This is a genomic window from Rathayibacter sp. VKM Ac-2801 (assembly GCF_009834245.1).
Classification (GTDB): domain Bacteria; phylum Actinomycetota; class Actinomycetes; order Actinomycetales; family Microbacteriaceae; genus Rathayibacter.
This window is the reverse complement of sequence record NZ_CP047183.1, coordinates 2,860,599-2,876,759: the sequence shown is the minus strand read 5'-3', so window position 1 is coordinate 2,876,759 and position 16,161 is coordinate 2,860,599. Positions and strand designations below refer to the sequence as shown.

Here is a 16,161-nt window from a genome sequence, read left to right as displayed (position 1 = left end):
GCGCCCCGCCGTGAACAGTATGAACGCAACCGTGCCGGGCTCCGGAGGCGGGGCCACCATCGTCCTACCCCCTCACCTCGACGAAGAGAAGGACACCCCCATGGCGAAGACGCCTCAGACGCCGTCCGACCGGCTGATCCCCGCGGTCACCCCTCCGAAGACCCGCCGGCGCATCGACCGGAACCACTGGCTCTACATCGCCGTCATCATCGCGGTGGTCGCCGGCGTCGTGGTCGGACTCGTCGCTCCCGCCTTCGCGGCGACGCTGGAGCCCGTCGGCAAGGCCTTCGTCGGACTGATCAAGATGATGATCGCGCCGATCATCTTCTGCACCATCGTCATCGGCATCGGCTCCATCGCGAAGGCCGCCACCGTCGGCAAGGTCGGCGGACTCGCGCTGGGCTACTTCATCGTCATGTCGACCTTCGCCCTGGCGATCGGCCTCGTCGTCGGCAACATCCTCCACCCGGGCGAGGGCCTCGACATCTCGAGCGCCACCTACGACACCAGCGACCTCAAGGCCGAGACCACCTCCGACTTCATCCTCGGGATCATCCCCGTCTCGCTGTTCTCCTCGCTCGTGGACGGCAGCATCCTGCAGACCCTCTTCGTCGCGCTGCTCGTCGGCTTCGCGCTGCAGAAGATGGGCGCCAAGGGCCAGCCGATCCTCGGAGCGATCAAGCAGCTCCAGGTCCTGGTCTTCCGCATCCTCTCGATGGTGCTCTGGGTCGCCCCGATCGGCGCGTTCGGCGCCATCGCCGCGGTCGTCGGCAAGACCGGCTGGGGCGCGGTCGTCGCTCTCGCCACCCTGATGATCGGCTTCTACATCACCTGCGCGATCTTCGTGGTCGTCGTCCTCGGCCTGCTGCTGCGCCTCGTGACCGGCGTCAGCATCTTCTCGCTGATGAAGTACCTGGCCCGCGAGTACCTGCTCATCGTCGGCACCTCCTCCTCGGAGGCGGCGCTGCCCCGCCTGATCGCGAAGATGGAGCACCTGGGCGTCTCCAAGCCCGTCGTCGGCATCACGGTGCCCACCGGCTACTCCTTCAACCTCGACGGCACGGCGATCTACCTGACGATGGCGTCGCTGTTCATCGCCTCGGCCACCGGCGCGCCGATGTCGATCCCGGAGCAGATCGGCCTCCTCCTCTTCATGATGATCGCCTCGAAGGGCGCCGCGGGCGTCACCGGAGCGGGCCTGGCCACGCTGGCCGGCGGCCTCCAGTCCTTCCGCCCCGACCTGGTCAACGGCGTCGGCGTGATCGTCGGCATCGACCGCTTCATGTCCGAGGCCCGGGCGGTGACCAACTTCACCGGCAACGCGGTCGCCACCCTGCTCGTGGGCACCTGGACCAAGCAGATCGACATGGTGCAGGTCCGCGAGGTCCTCGGCGGACGCTCGCCCTTCGACGAGACCACGCTCGGAGCGGACGAGCACGAGGCCCCCGCCTCGGGCACCTCGATCACCGAGGGGATCGCCTCGATCCAGGACTCGGACGAGGCGTCGCGGCTGCGCGCGGAGATCGCGGCCAAGCGCTAGCCGATCCGTCCACGAAGGCCCCGCCCCGGGAAGTGCTCCGGGAGGCGGGGCCTTCGTCGTGCGTGGGTCAGTGCCTCCGAACGCCGAGCAGAGGCAGGGTCACCGAGCAGAGCGGCCCGATCAGCACCGCGAAGAGGAGGGTGCCGAGGCCGGCGTCGCCGCCGAGGGCCCAGCCGATGAGCAGCACCGTGAGCTCGACGCCGGAGCGCGCCACCCAGATCGGCAGGCCCGTGCGGGTGTGCAGGCCCAGCATCAGGCCGTCGCGGGGGCCGGGACCGAGGTGCGCGCCGATGTAGATCCCGCTCGCAACCGCCAGCAGCACGAGGCCGCCGGCGAAGAGCAGGCCGCGGGCCCACCACTCCTCCGGCGTCGCCAGCACGCGCAGTCCGACGTCGATCATCGTGCCGACCACGAGCACGTTCAGCACGGTGCCGAGGCCGGGCCGCTGCCGGAGGGGGATCCACAGCAGCAGGACGAGCAGGCCGATCACATTCGTGAGCAGTCCGATCCCGAGCCCGGTCTGGTGCGCGACCCCCTGGGCGAAGACGGTCCACGGGTCCACGCCGATCGCCGCGCGGATCATCATCGCGTCCGCGAATCCGTAGAGGATCAGGCCCATCAGAAGGCGGGGCACGGGTCGGAGGCGCCACTGGCCCGCCGGGGGAGCGGCGGCAGCGGCAGGAGCGGTGAGCGTCATGGACTCATCACAGCGCGACATTGGCCTTCTTCGCGCGGTCCAATCCGGCTACGTTGGACGCATGGCTGATGTCCACTTCGGCGCGCGCGCCCTGCAGACCCTCCTCGGCGACTGGCGCGAGCAGCGCGGCACCCGTCCCGCCTATCTCGCGCTGGCCGACCGGATCCGCCTCCTCGGGATCGACGGCCGCATCCCCGCGGGCAGCCGCCTCCCCGCCGAGCGCGAGCTCTCGGCCCGCCTCGGCGTCAGCCGCACGACCGTGGCCGCCGCCTACCGCGAGCTGCGGGACAGCGGCTACCTCGTCAGCGTGCGCGGCTCCGGCAGCGTCACCCGTCTGCCCGGAGCGGCCGTGCACGCGGTGCCCTCGCTCGCGCCGGACTTCCTCGACTTCACCAAGGCGGCCCTGCCCGCCGTCCCCGAGCTGGCCGAGGCGTACACCCGCGCGGCGCAGGCGGCGCCCGAGCACTTCGACTCCGGCTCCTACGACACGGTCGGCCTACCGGTGCTGCGCCGCGCGATCGCCGAGCGCTACACCGCCCGGGGCCTGCGCACCGAGCCCGGCCAGATCATGGTGACCATCGGCGCGCAGCACGCGATCGCGCTCGTGGCCCGCACCCTGCTCGCGCGGGGCGATCGGGCTCTGATCGAGGCCCCGACCTACCCGCACGCCTACGAGGCCCTCCGGCTGGCCGGCGCGCGGCTCGTGCCGGTGAACGTCGACGGAGCGGACGGCTGGGACGGGGAGGGCCTGATCGCCGCGCTGCGCGGCACGAGCCCGAGCCTGGCCTACCTGATGCCCGACTTCCACAACCCGACCGGCCGCTCCATGGCCCCCGAGCTGCGGGAGCGGGCGATCAGCGCCGCTGCCCGGCAGGGCACGCTGATCATCGCCGACGAGACGACGGCCGAGCTCGACATCGACCGGCGGATGAGCCCGCTGCCGTTCGCCGCCTACGGACCCGAGGGGACGGTGCTCTCGATCGGCTCCGTCGGCAAGACGCTGTGGGGCGGCATCCGGATCGGCTGGATCCGCGCCGAGCGCGCGGTGATCCGCAAGCTGGCACTGGCGCGCTCGGCGAGCGACCTCGGCACGCCGATCCTGGAGCAGCTCCTGGTCGCGGACATGCTCGGCCGGATGGACGGCGTGCTGGAGCTGCGGCGCTCGCAGCTGCGGGCGGGCCGCGACCACCTCGAGGCGGCCCTGGCGCGCGCGATCCCGGAGTGGAGCGTGCCGCGGGTCTCGGGCGGCCTCTCCACCTGGGTGGGCCTGGGCCGGCCGGCGAGCTCGCAGCTGGCGCTCGCCGCCCGGACGGCGGGACTGCTGATCACCGCGGGCCCGCGCTTCGGGATCGACGGCGCCTTCGAGCGCTTCCTCCGCATCCCGATCGGCTACTCGCCCGAGGCGACCGACCGGGCCGTGGAGGCGCTCGCGACGGCGTGGGCGCAGGTCGCCCGGCACCCGGCGGCCGACCCGGGGTACCTCGCCGACGTGGTCTGAGGTGGAGCGCCCGCCGGGCGTGTGAGATCGTTCTCTCATGAGCGACGGGTACGGCTACCTGCTGGTCCACTTCGTGGAGGACCGGACCGGCCACAGCGAGAAGATCTTCCTCTCTCTCAGCCGGGGCGACGATCCGCTGCGGTGGCGCGCGCTCGGGTCGGTGCTGGAGTGGACCGGCGGCACGGGCGGCGTCCGCGACCCCCACATCGTCCGCGGGCCGCGCGGCTTCCACCTCGTCGCCACGGACCTCCGCGTCTGGCGGCCCGAGGGCCCGGACTGGGACCTGTACCGGCACCGGGGGAGCCGCGACCTCGTGGTCTGGGACTCCCCGGACCTGCTGGAGTGGTCCGAGCCGCGCGCCGTCGCCGTCGCACCTGAGGGCGCGGGCATGGCCTGGGCGCCGGAGTCGGTCTACGACCCGGTCTCGGGCGACTTCCTCGTGCACTGGTCCTCCGGCCTGGCCGAGGACGGCGACCCCGCCACCGGCGAGACGGGCGACAGCTGCATCCTGCTCGCCCGCACGCGCGACTTCCGCACGTTCACCGAGCCCGAGACCTACCTGCGGCTGCCCGGCGGAGTGATCGACATGACGCTGCTGATCGACGGCACGGCCGTCCACCGCTTCGCCAAGCAGCACGACGACGCCCCCGACACGATGCAGGTGTTCCAGCAGGTCGGCTCCTCCCTCCTCGCCGACGACTTCACCACTGTCGCGCGGGGGATCGGACAGGAGCTCGGCCCGAGCATCGAGGGCCCGCTGGTCTTCCGGCACCACCGCGAGGAGCGCTGGTCGCTGTGGGTCGACCAGTACGCCCTGCGCCCCTACGGCTACCGCGCCTACACGAGCACCGACCCGGCCTCGGGCCGCTGGGAGCTCGCGGAGGAGTTCGACCTGCCCGAGGACACCAAGCACGGAGCGGTCCTCCCGCTCACCCGATCCGAGTACACGGCGCTCGACGAGCGCCACCCCGCCTGAGAGGCCCCGCATGACCGACTTCAGCCCCCGTCTCGCCGACGCCCTCGTCACCGTCCTCGGTCCCGACGGCGCTCCCCTCGCCCACGCCGACGTGAGAGTCGAGCAGCGCCGCCACGCCTTCGGCTTCGGCTGCACCCCTCCGAGCACCGACCCCGCGCGCGCCGAGGAGCGCCGGCTCTGGCTCGACCTGTTCGACACGGCGACCCTCCCCGTCTACTGGGGCCGCTTCGAGCCGGAGCGCGGGCGCACCGCGACGGAGGTGGTGCTCGCCGAGGCCCGCGCGCTCGCCGCGGACGGCGTCCGGCTGAAGGGGCACCCGCTGGTCTGGCACTACGTCAAGCCGGAGTGGCTCGACGCGCTGCCGCTGGACGAGGCCGAGCAGCTCCTCCGCGCGCGCATCCGCCGGGAGGTGGGCGCCTTCGCCGGGCTGATCGACACCTGGGACGCGATCAACGAGGTCGTGATCATGCCCCGCTTCGCGAACGAGCCGGACGGCGTGACCAACGCCGTCACCCGCCTCGCCCGGGAGAAGGGGCGCGTCGGGATGGTCGAGCTGGCCTTCTCGGAGGCGCGCAGCCTCGGAACCGGACCGGTGCTCGTGCTGAACGACTTCGACCTCGGGCCCGAGTACGAGCGGCTGATCGAGGACGTGCTCGAGGCCGGGATCCGGCCCGACGCGATCGGCCTGCAGTCGCACATGCACCAGGGGTTCCGCGGGGAGGAGCAGATCACGGCGATCTGCGACAGGTTCGCGCGCTTCGGCCTGCCGCTGCACTGGACCGAGACCACCCTCGTCTCGGGCGAGCTGATGCCCGCCGAGATCGAGGACCTCAACGACCACGTGGTCGAGGACTGGCCCACCACTCCGGAGGGGGAGGCGCGGCAGGCGGACGAGATGGTGCGGCACTACGAGACGCTGGTCGCGCATCCGGCCGTCGAGGCGATCACCTACTGGGGCTTCGACGACGCCGGAGCCTGGCTCGGAGCGCCGGGCGGGTTCCTCCGCCGCGACGGGAGCCCGAAGCCGGCCTACGAGGCGCTGCGCTCGCGGATCCGCGGGCAGTGGTGGCTCGAGCCGACCGTGCTGCGGACGGACGCCGAGGGGCGCGTCGGCGTGCGGGCGTTCGCCGGGGACTTCGCGCTCTCGAGCGCGGGGGCGGGCGCTGCGGTGAGCCTGCCCGTCGGGTCCTCGACGGCGGAGGTCCGCCTGAGCTGAGGGCGCCCGGGTCCGGCCGGTGGTGCGGATCGTCCCGTGGTGCGTCGCGCCCGCGACACCGCGTCCCGCCCAATACTCAGTCGGCTGATGGAAGACTCCTAGGGTGCATCTCCTCGCGGTCCTCAGCATGAAGAACCGGGCGCTCATCGCGCTCGTCACCGTCGTCATCGCCGTCTTCGGCGGAGTCGCCCTCACCGGGCTCAAGCAGGAGCTCGCGCCGTCGATCTCCTTCCCGCAGCTCGCCGTCGTCACGTCCTACCCGGGCGCCGCTCCGGAGGTGGTCAACGACGACGTCTCGACGCCGATCGAGACCGCCATCCAGGGGGTGCCGGGGCTCGAGACGACCAGCGCGACGTCCTCCACGGACTCCTCCCTCATCTCGGCGTCCTTCACGTACGGCACCGACCTCGCCACCGCCGAGCAGAAGATCCTGCAGGCGATCAACCGCATCAAGAGCACGCTCCCGGACGGCGTCGACCCGCAGGTGGTCACCGGCTCCTTCGACGACCTGCCGGTGCTGCAGCTCGCCGTGTCGAGCGACGGCGACGCGGACGCGCTGGCCGAGCGCCTGCGCACCACGGTCATCCCGGACCTGGAGAAGGTCGAGGGCGTGCGCGAGGCGGCGCTCGTCGGCGAGACCGCCCAGCGCGTCACGATCACCCCCGACGACGCGGCGCTCGCCGCAGCCGGCCTCTCGACCGGCGACATCCGCTCGGCGCTGCAGCAGAACGGCGTGCTCGTCGCGGGCGGCCAGATCACCCAGGACGGCTCGACCTTCTCAGTGCAGTCGGGCGTCAAGCTCGACTCGACCGACGCGATCGCGGCGCTGCCGCTGCTGCCGTCCTCGGGCGCCTCCGCGGGTGCGGGTGCTTCCGGCGGCGCCGGTGCGTCCGCGGGCGCCGGAGCCTCCGCGGGCGCGGGTGCGTCCGCGGGCGCTGGCGCCTCCGCCGGCGGCTCCGAGGCCGGTGCGGCGACGGGAGGCGCAGGAGCGGTCGTGGCGGCCGAGCCGACCGTCACCACCCTCGGCTCCGTCGCAACGGTCGCCGTCACCGACGCCCCCGTCACCTCGATCTCGCGCGTCAACGGCCAGCCCGCCCTGACCCTCTCGATCACCAAGCTCCCGGCCGCGAACACCGTCGACGTGTCGACCGGCGTGACCGCGCTGCTCCCGGACCTCGAGGAGTCGATCGGCGACAACGCCGCCTTCACCTCGGTCTTCGACCAGGCGCCCTACATCCAGGAGTCGATCGCGTCGCTCGCGCAGGAGGGGGCGCTCGGCCTCGTCTTCGCCGTGCTGGTGATCCTGCTGTTCCTGCTCTCGGTGCGCTCGACCCTGGTCACGGCCATCTCGATCCCGACCTCGGTGCTGATCACCTTCATCGGCCTGCAGACGGCCGGCTACACCCTCAACATCCTGACCCTCGGCGCGCTCACCATCGCGATCGGCCGCGTCGTCGACGACTCCATCGTCGTCATCGAGAACATCAAGCGGCACCTCGACGCGGGCGAGGACCGGGCCCGGACCATCGCGGTCGCCGTCCGCGAGGTCGCCGGCGCGATCACGGCCTCCACGATCACCACGGTCGCGGTGTTCCTGCCGATCTCGTTCGTCGGCGGCACCACGGGCGAGCTGTTCCGTCCCTTCGCGCTGACCGTGTCGATCGCCCTGCTCGCCTCCCTCGTGGTGGCGCTGACGATCGTGCCGGTGCTGGCCTACTGGTTCCTCCGCCCCTCGAAGCGGCCGGCGGTGCGCCAGGCCGCCCAGGCAGCGCTCGCGGAGGAGCGCGCGGCGGCCGGAGGAGCACCCGCCTCGGGCGTCCCGGTCGACATCGCCGCCCCGGTCGAGGAGGCCCCGCACCACGGCGCTCACGCCGCCCCCCGCCGGGCGCGCGGGCTGCAGTCGGTCTACGGCCCGATCATCCACTGGACGCTGAAGCACTCGGTCGTCACCGTCCTCCTGGCGCTGCTCGTGCTCGTCGGGACCGGTGCGCTGTACCCGCTGATGAAGACGAACTTCCTCGGCTCCAGCGGCCAGAACACCTTCACCGTCACCCAGACGGTCCCCGTCGGCCAGAGCCTCGACGCGCAGGACGCGACGGCGCAGCAGGCGAGCACGGCGATCCTCGGCGTCGGCGGTGTCGAGACCGTCCAGCTCACGGTCGGCTCCTCCGGAGGGCTGCAGAGCGCCTTCGGCGGGGGAGGCGGAGGCGGCACCTCGATCCGCTACTCCGTCACCACCGACGAGTCGGCCGACCAGGAGGCCGTGCAGGCGGACGTCCGCGACGCGCTGTCGGGCGTCGCCTCGGCCGAGGACATCAGCGTCGCCGCCTCCTCCGGCTTCGGCGCCTCCTCGGACATCGAGGTCGACCTCTCGACCGCCTCGCAGAGCGACCTCCAGAGCGCGAGCGACCAGCTGCTCGAGGCCCTGCGCGGGACCGACGGGATCAGCCAGGCCGAGAGCAACCTCTCCTCCTCGCTGCCCTACATCGCGGTGCGGGTCGACCGGGACGCCGCGGCCCGGGCGGGTCTCAGCGAGGTCGCCGTGGGCACGATCGTCAGCCAGGCGCTCCAGCCCAGCCAGGTCGGCAGCGTCGTGATCGACGACCGCACCCTCTCGATCTACCTCGCGGACGGGCAGCCGCCGGCCACGGTGGACGAGCTGCGGAACCTCGAGGTGCCGACCCTCACCGGCACCGTCGCGCTCTCCACCCTCGCGGCGGTCGAGCAGACGGACGGCCCGGCGAGCATCACCACCGAGCGCGGCCAGCGCACCGCGACCATCACCGTCACCCCCGAGGGCGACGACCTCGCCTCGGCGAACACCGCCGTGCAGAACGCGATCGACGCGACGTCGCTGCCGGCCGGTGTCGACGCCTCCCTCGGCGGAGTGACCGCCGACCAGGCCGACGCGTTCTCGCAGCTGGGAATCGCGCTCCTGGTCGCGATCCTGATCGTCTACGTCGTGATGGTGGCGACCTTCCGCTCGCTCCTGCAGCCGCTGCTCCTGCTCGTGTCCGTGCCGTTCGCGGCGACCGGCGCGATCCTCCTGCAGGTGATCACCGGCGTGCCGCTGGGCGTGCCGTCCCTGATCGGCGTGCTGATGCTGATCGGCATCGTCGTCACGAACGCGATCGTGCTCGTGGACCTGGTGAACCAGTACCGCGACCGCGGGATGCCGGTGCGGGAGGCGCTGCTGCACGGCACCGAACGGCGGCTCCGGCCCATCCTGATGACCGCCCTCGCGACGATCTTCGCCCTGCTGCCGATGGCGCTGGGGATCACGGGCCACGGCGGCTTCATCTCGCAGCCGCTGGCGATCGTCGTGATCGGCGGCCTGGTGTCCTCGACGGTGCTGACCCTCGTGGTCCTGCCCGTCGTCTACAACCTGGTCGAGGGGTATCGTGAGCGGCGGCGTGCCGCCCGCGCCGGGAAGGCGTCGGCATGACGGACATCAGGGATGCGGCCGAGACGGTCGGCTCGCGCTGGCGCAGCGGACCGGAGCGCGCCACCGCGGTCCTCGACGAGATCGGTCCGGAGCGCTTCGTCGCCCGCGACTTCCGCCCGGGCACGCTCCGGCACCTCGTCCTGATCCGCTTCCGCCCGACGGCGCTGGTCACCGAGGCGGACGAAGTCACCCGCCGCTTCCTCGCCCTGGCCGACGAGTGCGTCCGCGACGGACGGCGCTACATCGAGTCGATCGAGACGGGGCCGCAGCTCAGCATCGAGGGCGCGGGCGAGGGCTTCGACCGCGCGTTCCTGCTGACCTTCTCGTCCGAGGGCGACCTGCACTACTACCTGGGCAGGCCCGCCGTCGAGGACCCCGCGCACTGGGACCCGGCGCACGACGCGTTCAAGGAGTTCGTCGGGCCGTTCGTCGACACGGCCGGCATCGTCGCGTTCGACTTCCGGCCCGAAGCGCACTGATGGCGACTCCCGAGTTCGTCCTGCGGCTGCGCGAGCGGATCGGGACCGAGCTGCTCTGGCTCACCGGCGTGACCGCGGTGATCCTCCGCGAGGATCCGGCGCTCGAGGTCCTGCTCGTCCGGCGCGCCGACACCGGCGCCTGGACGGCCGTCACCGGGATCATCGATCCGGGCGAGACCGTCGCCGACACCGCCCGCCGCGAGGCGCAGGAGGAGGCGGGCGTCGAGATCGAGGTCGAGCGCCTCGTGCAGGTGCACACCCTCCCGCCGATGCAGTACCCCAACGGGGACCGCTCGCAGTACCTCGACCACGTGGTCCGCTGCCGCTGGATCTCGGGGGAGGCCCACGTCGCGGACGACGAGTCGACCGAGGTCGGCTGGTTCGCGCCCGACGCCCTGCCGCCGATGTCGGACGAGCACCGCGCCCGGATCGAGCGGGCGCTGTCGGACGAGCCGGGCTGCTCGATCGACTGAGGGCGGGGGTGTGCGCCGGGCTGTGGACCGGCGAAATCACGGCACCGCGCCTCCGAGCGGGCGCCTCGGACCCGGCTCGCCGCCGAGCGGGCGCCTCTCAGACAGGACGTGCGAAGCAGAGCACCGCGTCGTCGCCGACGTGGGCTCCGAAGCCGTCGATCGCCGTGAAGCCGAGCGCCTCGGCCGCAGGGGCGAGCTCCGGAGCGGCGGCCAGGCGCAGCGTGCGGATCCGCTGCACGCGCGCCCATGACTCCGCTGCCGCGACGAGCCGTCGGGCGACGCCTGTGCGCCGGTGGACCGAGGCGACGACGAGTTCCAGCACCTCGGCGAAGTCGTCCGGGCCGGGAGCGAGCACCAGGGCGCCGGCCGCCGCCCCGTCGATCCGGGCGACGAGGACGCGGGCGTGCCGGGGCGGGACCGCGGCGAGGAGGCACTCCGCTCCGGCTGCGTCCTCGAGGCGGACGACGACTCCGCTCACGAGCCCAGGTGGGCGCGGAGGAACCCGACGACCCGGGCCCGCAGAGCGTCGTCGAGCAGCGCGATGGAGTGCAGCGAGCCGGGGAGGACGAGGAGGTCGACGCTCGCGCCCGCTGCGCGCAGCGCCTCGGCGAACCGGGTCGACTGGCTGAGCGCGACCCGCTCGTGCGCCGCGTGCGCGATGAGGAACGGCGGCTCGGAGCCGTCCACCTGCGCGAGGGGAGAGGCGGCGGTCGCGGCGGGGCAGGAGGCGAGGTCCGCGCAGTCGAGGTAGCTGCGCACGGCGGCCGCGACTCCGACCACCGGATCGTCGTCGGCGAGGCCGGCGGCGCTGAGATCGGAGGGGCCGCTCAGGTCGACCACCGCGGCCAGGCGCGACGAGGTCGCCGGCAGCGTGCCGAGCAGCGAGGCGAGGTTGCCGCCGGCCGAGCCGCCGAGCACCGCCACCCGCTCCGGGTCGATTCCGAAGCGCGCGGTCTGCTCCGGCTCGAGCAGCCAGTCGAGGGCGGCCGTCACGTCGTCGAGCTGCGCGGGGAACACGGCGGCCGGTACGAGGCGGTAGTCGACCGAGACGGCGACGAACCCCTCCGATCCGAGCCACTGGCAGATCGGACGCCAGTTCGCGTCGGCCTTGCCTCCGCGGGCCCAGCTGCCGCCGTGCACGACGAGGACGGCGGGCCGCGGCTCCGACGACGGAGCGGGGGAGGAGCAGACGTCGACGCTCTGCCCGGTGCTCTGGTCGTAGACGACGTCGGCCGTGACGCTCACGCCGGACCAGTCGGGCGCGGGTGCCGCTCCGACCGCCTGCGCCACCGGCTCCGACACGGGAGTGGTGCTCGCGCAGCCCGAGAGGAGCAGTGCGAGGGCGGCCAGGACCGCGGCGACGCGTCGCGGGGATCGGGTGGGCTCGCGCATGAGTGCGATCAGCGTACGGGGTGCTCGGCACTGCGGCTGCGGCACCCCCGCGATCAGGGGGTGCCGGGCTCGCGCTGCAGCCGGACCAGGACGACCCCCGCGAGGATCAGCGCGCCGCCGCCGAACTGGATCGGCGCGGGCAGCTCCCCGAGGATCAGCCACGCGGCCGCGATCGAGAACAGCACCTCCGTCAGCCCGACGAACGACGCGATCCGCGTGCCGAGACGGCGTCCGCCCTCGATCCCGAGCAGATACGCCAGCACCGTCGACATGCCGAGGATCACGCCCGCGGGGAGGAGCCAGCTGACCTCCGCTCCGACGAACACCACCTCGCCGAACGTCGCGCGCAGCGGCGTGACGCCGAGCGCTCCGAGGGCCAGCAGGATCGCGGCGCCGACCGTCATCGCCCCCGCCGTGAGCGCGATCGGCGGCAGCTCCGGGTCCACCCGGCCGGCGATGACGTAGTAGACGCACAGGCCGAGCGAGGCGGTCAGCGCCCAGGCGATCCCGACCAGCTCGGGCGTCGACTCGCCGGACAGGTCGAGCACGAGCACCAGGCCGCCGAGCGCGAGAGCGGAGCCGGCGAGGGTGAAGCGGCCGGGGTGCCGGCGCGTGCGGGCCCAGGCGAAGAGGACGAGGAACACCGGCGCGAGGTACTCGATCAGCAGGGCGACGCCGACCGACATGTGCTCGATCGCGCTGTAGAAGCAGAGCTGCGCGGCGATCACGGCGAAGACCCCGTAGAGGGCGACGGTGCCGAGGTTGCGGCGGAGCACGGGCCAGCGGCCGCGGAGGGAGAGCGCTGCCGGGATCGCGAGGATCAGGGCCGCGCCGCCCGCCCGCCAGAGGACCGCGGACGCCGGCGTCCAGCCCGCCTCGAGGAGCGGCTTCACGAAGGGCCCGCCCAGACCGAACGCCGCCGACGCGGCCAGCGCCGCGACGAGGCCGGAGCCGAGGCGCCGTGCAGGCGCGGGCGCGCTCGCAGCGGGGAGGGTGACGGCGGCGGTGCTCTCGGCGGTCATGGCCGGCTCCTTCAGGAGTCAAAAGGATTACACTCGTGACAGCGAGCTGATCGCACACTACTGAGCCGCACTGTCAGGAGTCAACATGGTGTTCGCCTATGACGTCGAGGCGTCGCTGACCTCCACCGCCACCCTCGTCAACACGCTCCCCGAGCTCTCGCCGTCCGGCGAGGACGAGATGGCGACGATCGAGCAGCTGGACGACTTCCTCCTCGAGAACCGGTACACGGGCAGCCGCGACGGATCGGCCGACGAGCTGCAGGCCGTGCGGGCGATCCGCTCCTCCCTCCGCACCCTCTGGCTCACGCGGGCCGAGGAGGACCTCGTCCCCGTCGTCAACGGGATGCTCGACTCCGGCCGCGCGCTCCCGCAGCTGGTCCGGCACGGACCGTACGGCTGGCACCTCCACGCGACGCGCGACGAGAGCCCGCTGGCGACCCGCATCCTGGTCGAGGCCGCCATGGCGTTCGTCGACGTGATCCGCGGCGACGAGCGCGAGCGGATCCGCGTCTGCGCGGCGGAGGACTGCGAGGCGGTGCTGGTGGACTTCTCGCGCAATCGCTCGAAGCGCTACTGCGACACGGGCAACTGCGGGAACCGCGCGAACGTGGCCGCCTACCGGGCTCGGCGGGCGTCGCAGTAGCGGGTGCGGGGGCGGTCTGCGCGGGCTCGCGCGTCGGCAGGTCGTGCTGCGGCTGAGGGCTGGGGCTGCGGACGGGGCGTCTCGGCGGGGGATCGGCGCGGAGGTGCGCGACGTCCGGGCTTCGCGGCTCCCGACCTGGGCGGCTCCTGGTCGCACGTCTCCCCGCCCTAGCCAGGCTCCGGGGCCGCGTGTAGACTCGCTCGGTCGGCTCTTGACACCGCGCGTTCTCGTGCGGATGGGTTTGTTAGTCAAGTGGGCCGAGTCTCCGACAGTCGTCGTGAGACGAATCACATGTGTGAATCGGCCCCGGTCAATGACTCGCCCGGGTTCTCCCCCTGCTGCCCCGCAGCAGTCCAGCGCACGGACGCCCCTCACGACGGGGCTGCTCCGGCGTCGCCTCCTCGCGCACGACCTGAACCCAGGAAGAACTGCCATGCCCAAGAACAAGAAGCCCGCCGGCGGACGTCCGGCCAAGAACTTCGAGCCCAACCGCTTCGGCGCCTCCAGCGGCAAGTCCCAGCTCGGCGGCCGCTCGCGCTTCCCCGGTGCCAAGCCCGGCTCGCGCAGCGAGGGCCACCGCGGCTTCCGCGTCGTCGACGAGAACGCGCCCAAGAAGGCGCGCTGGAATGCCGACGAGCGCGCCGAGCGGGCCACCGAGCGCGCCGAGCGCCCCGCTCGCTCCGACGACCGCGACGAGCGGCCCTCGCGCGGCTACGACCGCGACGCGCGTCCGGCCCGTTCGAACGAGCGCGACGACCGTCCCTCCCGCGGGTACGACCGCGACGCGCGTCCGGCCCGCTCGAACGATCGCGACGACCGTCCGGCTCGTTCCTACGGGCGCGACGAGCGTCCGGCTCGTTCCTTCGATCGGAGCGACCGTCCGGCTCGGTCGTTCGACCGGGACGCGCGTCCGGCCCGCTCGAACGATCGCGACGACCGTCCGGCCCGCTCCTACGGGCGCGACGAGCGTCCGGCCCGTTCCTTCGATCGGAGCGACCGTCCGGCTCGGTCGTTCGACCGCGATGCGCGTCCGGCCCGCTCGAACGACCGTGAGGAGCGTCCGGCCCGTTCCTTCGACCGGAGCGACCGTCCGGCTCGGTCGTTCGAGCGCGATGCGCGTCCGGCCCGCTCGAACGACCGCGACGACCGTCCGGCCCGCTCCTACGGACGCGACGACCGTCCCGCCCGCCCCGGCGACCGCGACGAGCGCCCCTCGCGCGGCTACGACCGCAGCGAGCGTCCCGCCCGCTCGTTCGACCGCAGCGACCGCCCGGCCCGCTCCTTCGACCGGGACGCGCGTCCCTCGCGCGGCCACGACCGCGGCGACCGCCCCACCCGTTCGTTCGACCGCGACTCCCGTCCCTCGCGCCGCGACTCCGGCTCGGACTTCTACCCCAGCCGTGACGCCCGCGCGCCGCACCAGGCCGACGACGTCGTGCTCGAGCGCCTCGAGGCGACGGCCACCCTCGCTGTCGACGTCGAGGGCGTCACCTTCGGCGACCTCGGCCTGGGCGGGAACATCGTCCGCATGCTGACCGAGCTCGGAGCGGCCGCGCCGTTCCCGATCCAGGCCGCGACCATCCCCGAGGTGCTCGCCGGCAAGGACGTCCTCGGACGCGGCAAGACCGGCTCCGGCAAGACGATCGCCTTCGGTGCCCCCGTCGTCGAGCGCCTGATGGAGAACAACGGAGCCAAGGGCCGCAAGCCGGGTCGCGCTCCGCGTGCGCTCATCCTCGCGCCGACCCGCGAGCTCGCCATGCAGATCGACCGGACGATTCAGCCGATCGCCCGCTCCGTCGGCCTGTTCACGACGACCATCTACGGCGGCGTCCCCCAGTACAAGCAGGTCGGCGCCCTCCAGCGCGGAGTGGACATCGTCATCGCGACGCCGGGCCGCCTCGAGGACCTCGTCGAGCAGGGCCGCCTCGACCTCTCGAACATCACCATCACCGTGCTCGACGAGGCCGACCACATGTGCGACCTCGGCTTCCTCGAGCCGGTGCAGCGCATCCTCCGCCAGACCGCCGACGGCGGCCAGCGCCTGCTGTTCTCGGCCACGCTCGACAAGGGCGTCGCGACGCTCGTCGACGAGTTCCTGGTCGAGCCGAGCGTCCACGAGGTCGCCGGCGAGGACCAGGCGTCCTCGACCATCGACCACCGCGTGCTCCTGATCGAGCACCGCGACAAGGCCGAGATCATCGAGCAGCTCGCCGCCCGCCAGGGCAAGACGCTGATCTTCGCCCGGACCCGCGCGTTCGCGGAGCAGCTCGCGGAGCAGCTCGACCACGCGGACATCCCCGCGACGAGCCTCCACGGCGACCTCAACCAGTCGCGCCGCACCCGCAACCTCGCGCTGCTCACCAGCGGACGCGTCGACGTGCTGGTCGCGACCGACGTGGCCGCGCGCGGCATCCACGTCGACGACATCGACCTGGTGATCCAGGCCGACGCTCCCGACGAGTACAAGACGTACCTCCACCGCTCCGGCCGCACCGGCCGCGCGGGCAAGACGGGCACGGTCGTGACGCTCATCACGCGCAACCGCCGCCGCCGCATGGAGGAGCTGCTCGACCGGGCCGAGATCGAGGCCGAGATGATCGAGGCCCGCCCCGGCGACCGCGTCCTGCGCGAGATCAGCGCCCCGGCCGAGTAGCCGCCGACCGCACGACGACGAGGCGCGGACCCCTGCATCGGGGTCCGCGCCTCGTGGTGTGAGTGGTGGGTCCCGTGGTGGCGCGTGCCGAGGAGTGCCGGATCGTGGTGACCCTCCGACTCCGCGC

Annotated in this window: 13 protein-coding genes; 9 read left to right on the top strand and 4 right to left on the bottom strand. The window is 73.0% G+C overall.

What is annotated here, in order from left to right; translation table 11 throughout:
- The first annotated feature begins 100 nt into the window (after positions 1 to 100).
- Positions 101 to 1,540 carry a cation:dicarboxylase symporter family transporter gene (locus GSU45_RS13405; RefSeq protein ID WP_159915607.1) on the top strand — a complete coding sequence of 480 codons (1,440 nt, stop codon included), beginning with the start codon at positions 101 to 103 and terminating at the stop codon, positions 1,538 to 1,540.
- Between the two features lie 67 nt (positions 1,541 to 1,607).
- On the opposite strand, the gene GSU45_RS13400 is transcribed toward GSU45_RS13405, so the two are convergent.
- On the bottom strand, positions 1,608 to 2,159 hold the full coding sequence (locus tag GSU45_RS13400) for a hypothetical protein (RefSeq protein ID WP_159917126.1): 552 nt from the start codon (positions 2,157 to 2,159) through the stop codon (positions 1,608 to 1,610).
- 139 nt (positions 2,160 to 2,298) lie between these two features.
- Here GSU45_RS13400 and GSU45_RS13395 point away from each other — a divergent pair, with 139 nt between their 5' ends.
- From GSU45_RS13395 to GSU45_RS13370, 6 genes are all read left to right on the top strand, one after another.
- Complete coding sequence (locus tag GSU45_RS13395; protein WP_159915605.1) at positions 2,299 to 3,735, top strand: PLP-dependent aminotransferase family protein; 1,437 nt, start codon at positions 2,299 to 2,301, stop codon at positions 3,733 to 3,735.
- Positions 3,736 to 3,772: 37 nt separating this feature from the next.
- Positions 3,773 to 4,711 (top strand): glycoside hydrolase family 43 protein, encoded by a 939-nt coding sequence (locus GSU45_RS13390; RefSeq protein ID WP_159915603.1) that lies wholly within the window; start codon positions 3,773 to 3,775, stop codon positions 4,709 to 4,711.
- A 10-nt stretch (positions 4,712 to 4,721) separates the two neighbouring features.
- Entirely contained in the window at positions 4,722 to 5,927 is a 1,206-nt protein-coding gene (locus GSU45_RS13385) for an endo-1,4-beta-xylanase (protein WP_159915601.1), read from the top strand.
- Between the two features lie 103 nt (positions 5,928 to 6,030).
- Positions 6,031 to 9,372, top strand: coding sequence for an efflux RND transporter permease subunit (locus GSU45_RS13380; protein ID WP_244248118.1), 3,342 nt, complete (start codon positions 6,031 to 6,033; stop codon positions 9,370 to 9,372).
- A complete protein-coding gene (locus GSU45_RS13375; RefSeq protein ID WP_159915599.1) occupies positions 9,369 to 9,851 on the top strand; it encodes a Dabb family protein in 483 nt (160 codons plus the stop codon). Before GSU45_RS13380 ends, GSU45_RS13375 begins: the two co-directional genes overlap by 4 nt.
- Positions 9,851 to 10,324 (top strand): NUDIX domain-containing protein, encoded by a 474-nt coding sequence (locus GSU45_RS13370; protein ID WP_159915597.1) that lies wholly within the window; start codon positions 9,851 to 9,853, stop codon positions 10,322 to 10,324. Before GSU45_RS13375 ends, GSU45_RS13370 begins: the two co-directional genes overlap by 1 nt.
- A gap of 97 nt (positions 10,325 to 10,421) precedes the next feature.
- On the opposite strand, the gene GSU45_RS13365 is transcribed toward GSU45_RS13370, so the two are convergent.
- The 3 genes from GSU45_RS13365 to GSU45_RS13355 are packed head-to-tail and all read right to left on the bottom strand — an operon-like array spanning position 10,422 to position 12,738.
- Positions 10,422 to 10,802 carry a GNAT family N-acetyltransferase gene (locus tag GSU45_RS13365; protein ID WP_159915595.1) on the bottom strand — a complete coding sequence of 127 codons (381 nt, stop codon included), beginning with the start codon at positions 10,800 to 10,802 and terminating at the stop codon, positions 10,422 to 10,424.
- Entirely contained in the window at positions 10,799 to 11,716 is a 918-nt protein-coding gene (locus GSU45_RS13360; protein ID WP_159915593.1) for an alpha/beta hydrolase, read from the bottom strand. The genes GSU45_RS13365 and GSU45_RS13360 overlap by 4 nt, the downstream gene beginning before the upstream one ends.
- Before the next feature lie 53 nt (positions 11,717 to 11,769).
- Positions 11,770 to 12,738 carry a DMT family transporter gene (locus tag GSU45_RS13355; RefSeq protein ID WP_159915591.1) on the bottom strand — a complete coding sequence of 323 codons (969 nt, stop codon included), beginning with the start codon at positions 12,736 to 12,738 and terminating at the stop codon, positions 11,770 to 11,772.
- Positions 12,739 to 12,823: 85 nt separating this feature from the next.
- On the opposite strand from GSU45_RS13355, the gene GSU45_RS13350 reads away from it, so the two are divergent.
- Together GSU45_RS13350 and GSU45_RS13345 are read left to right on the top strand one after the other, a co-directional pair.
- Positions 12,824 to 13,381, top strand: coding sequence for a CGNR zinc finger domain-containing protein (locus tag GSU45_RS13350; RefSeq protein WP_159915589.1), 558 nt, complete (start codon positions 12,824 to 12,826; stop codon positions 13,379 to 13,381).
- 433 nt (positions 13,382 to 13,814) lie between these two features.
- Positions 13,815 to 16,034: a DEAD/DEAH box helicase gene (locus GSU45_RS13345; RefSeq protein WP_159915587.1), complete on the top strand. Its 2,220-nt coding sequence runs from the start codon at positions 13,815 to 13,817 to the stop codon at positions 16,032 to 16,034.
- Positions 16,035 to 16,161 lie beyond the last annotated feature (127 nt).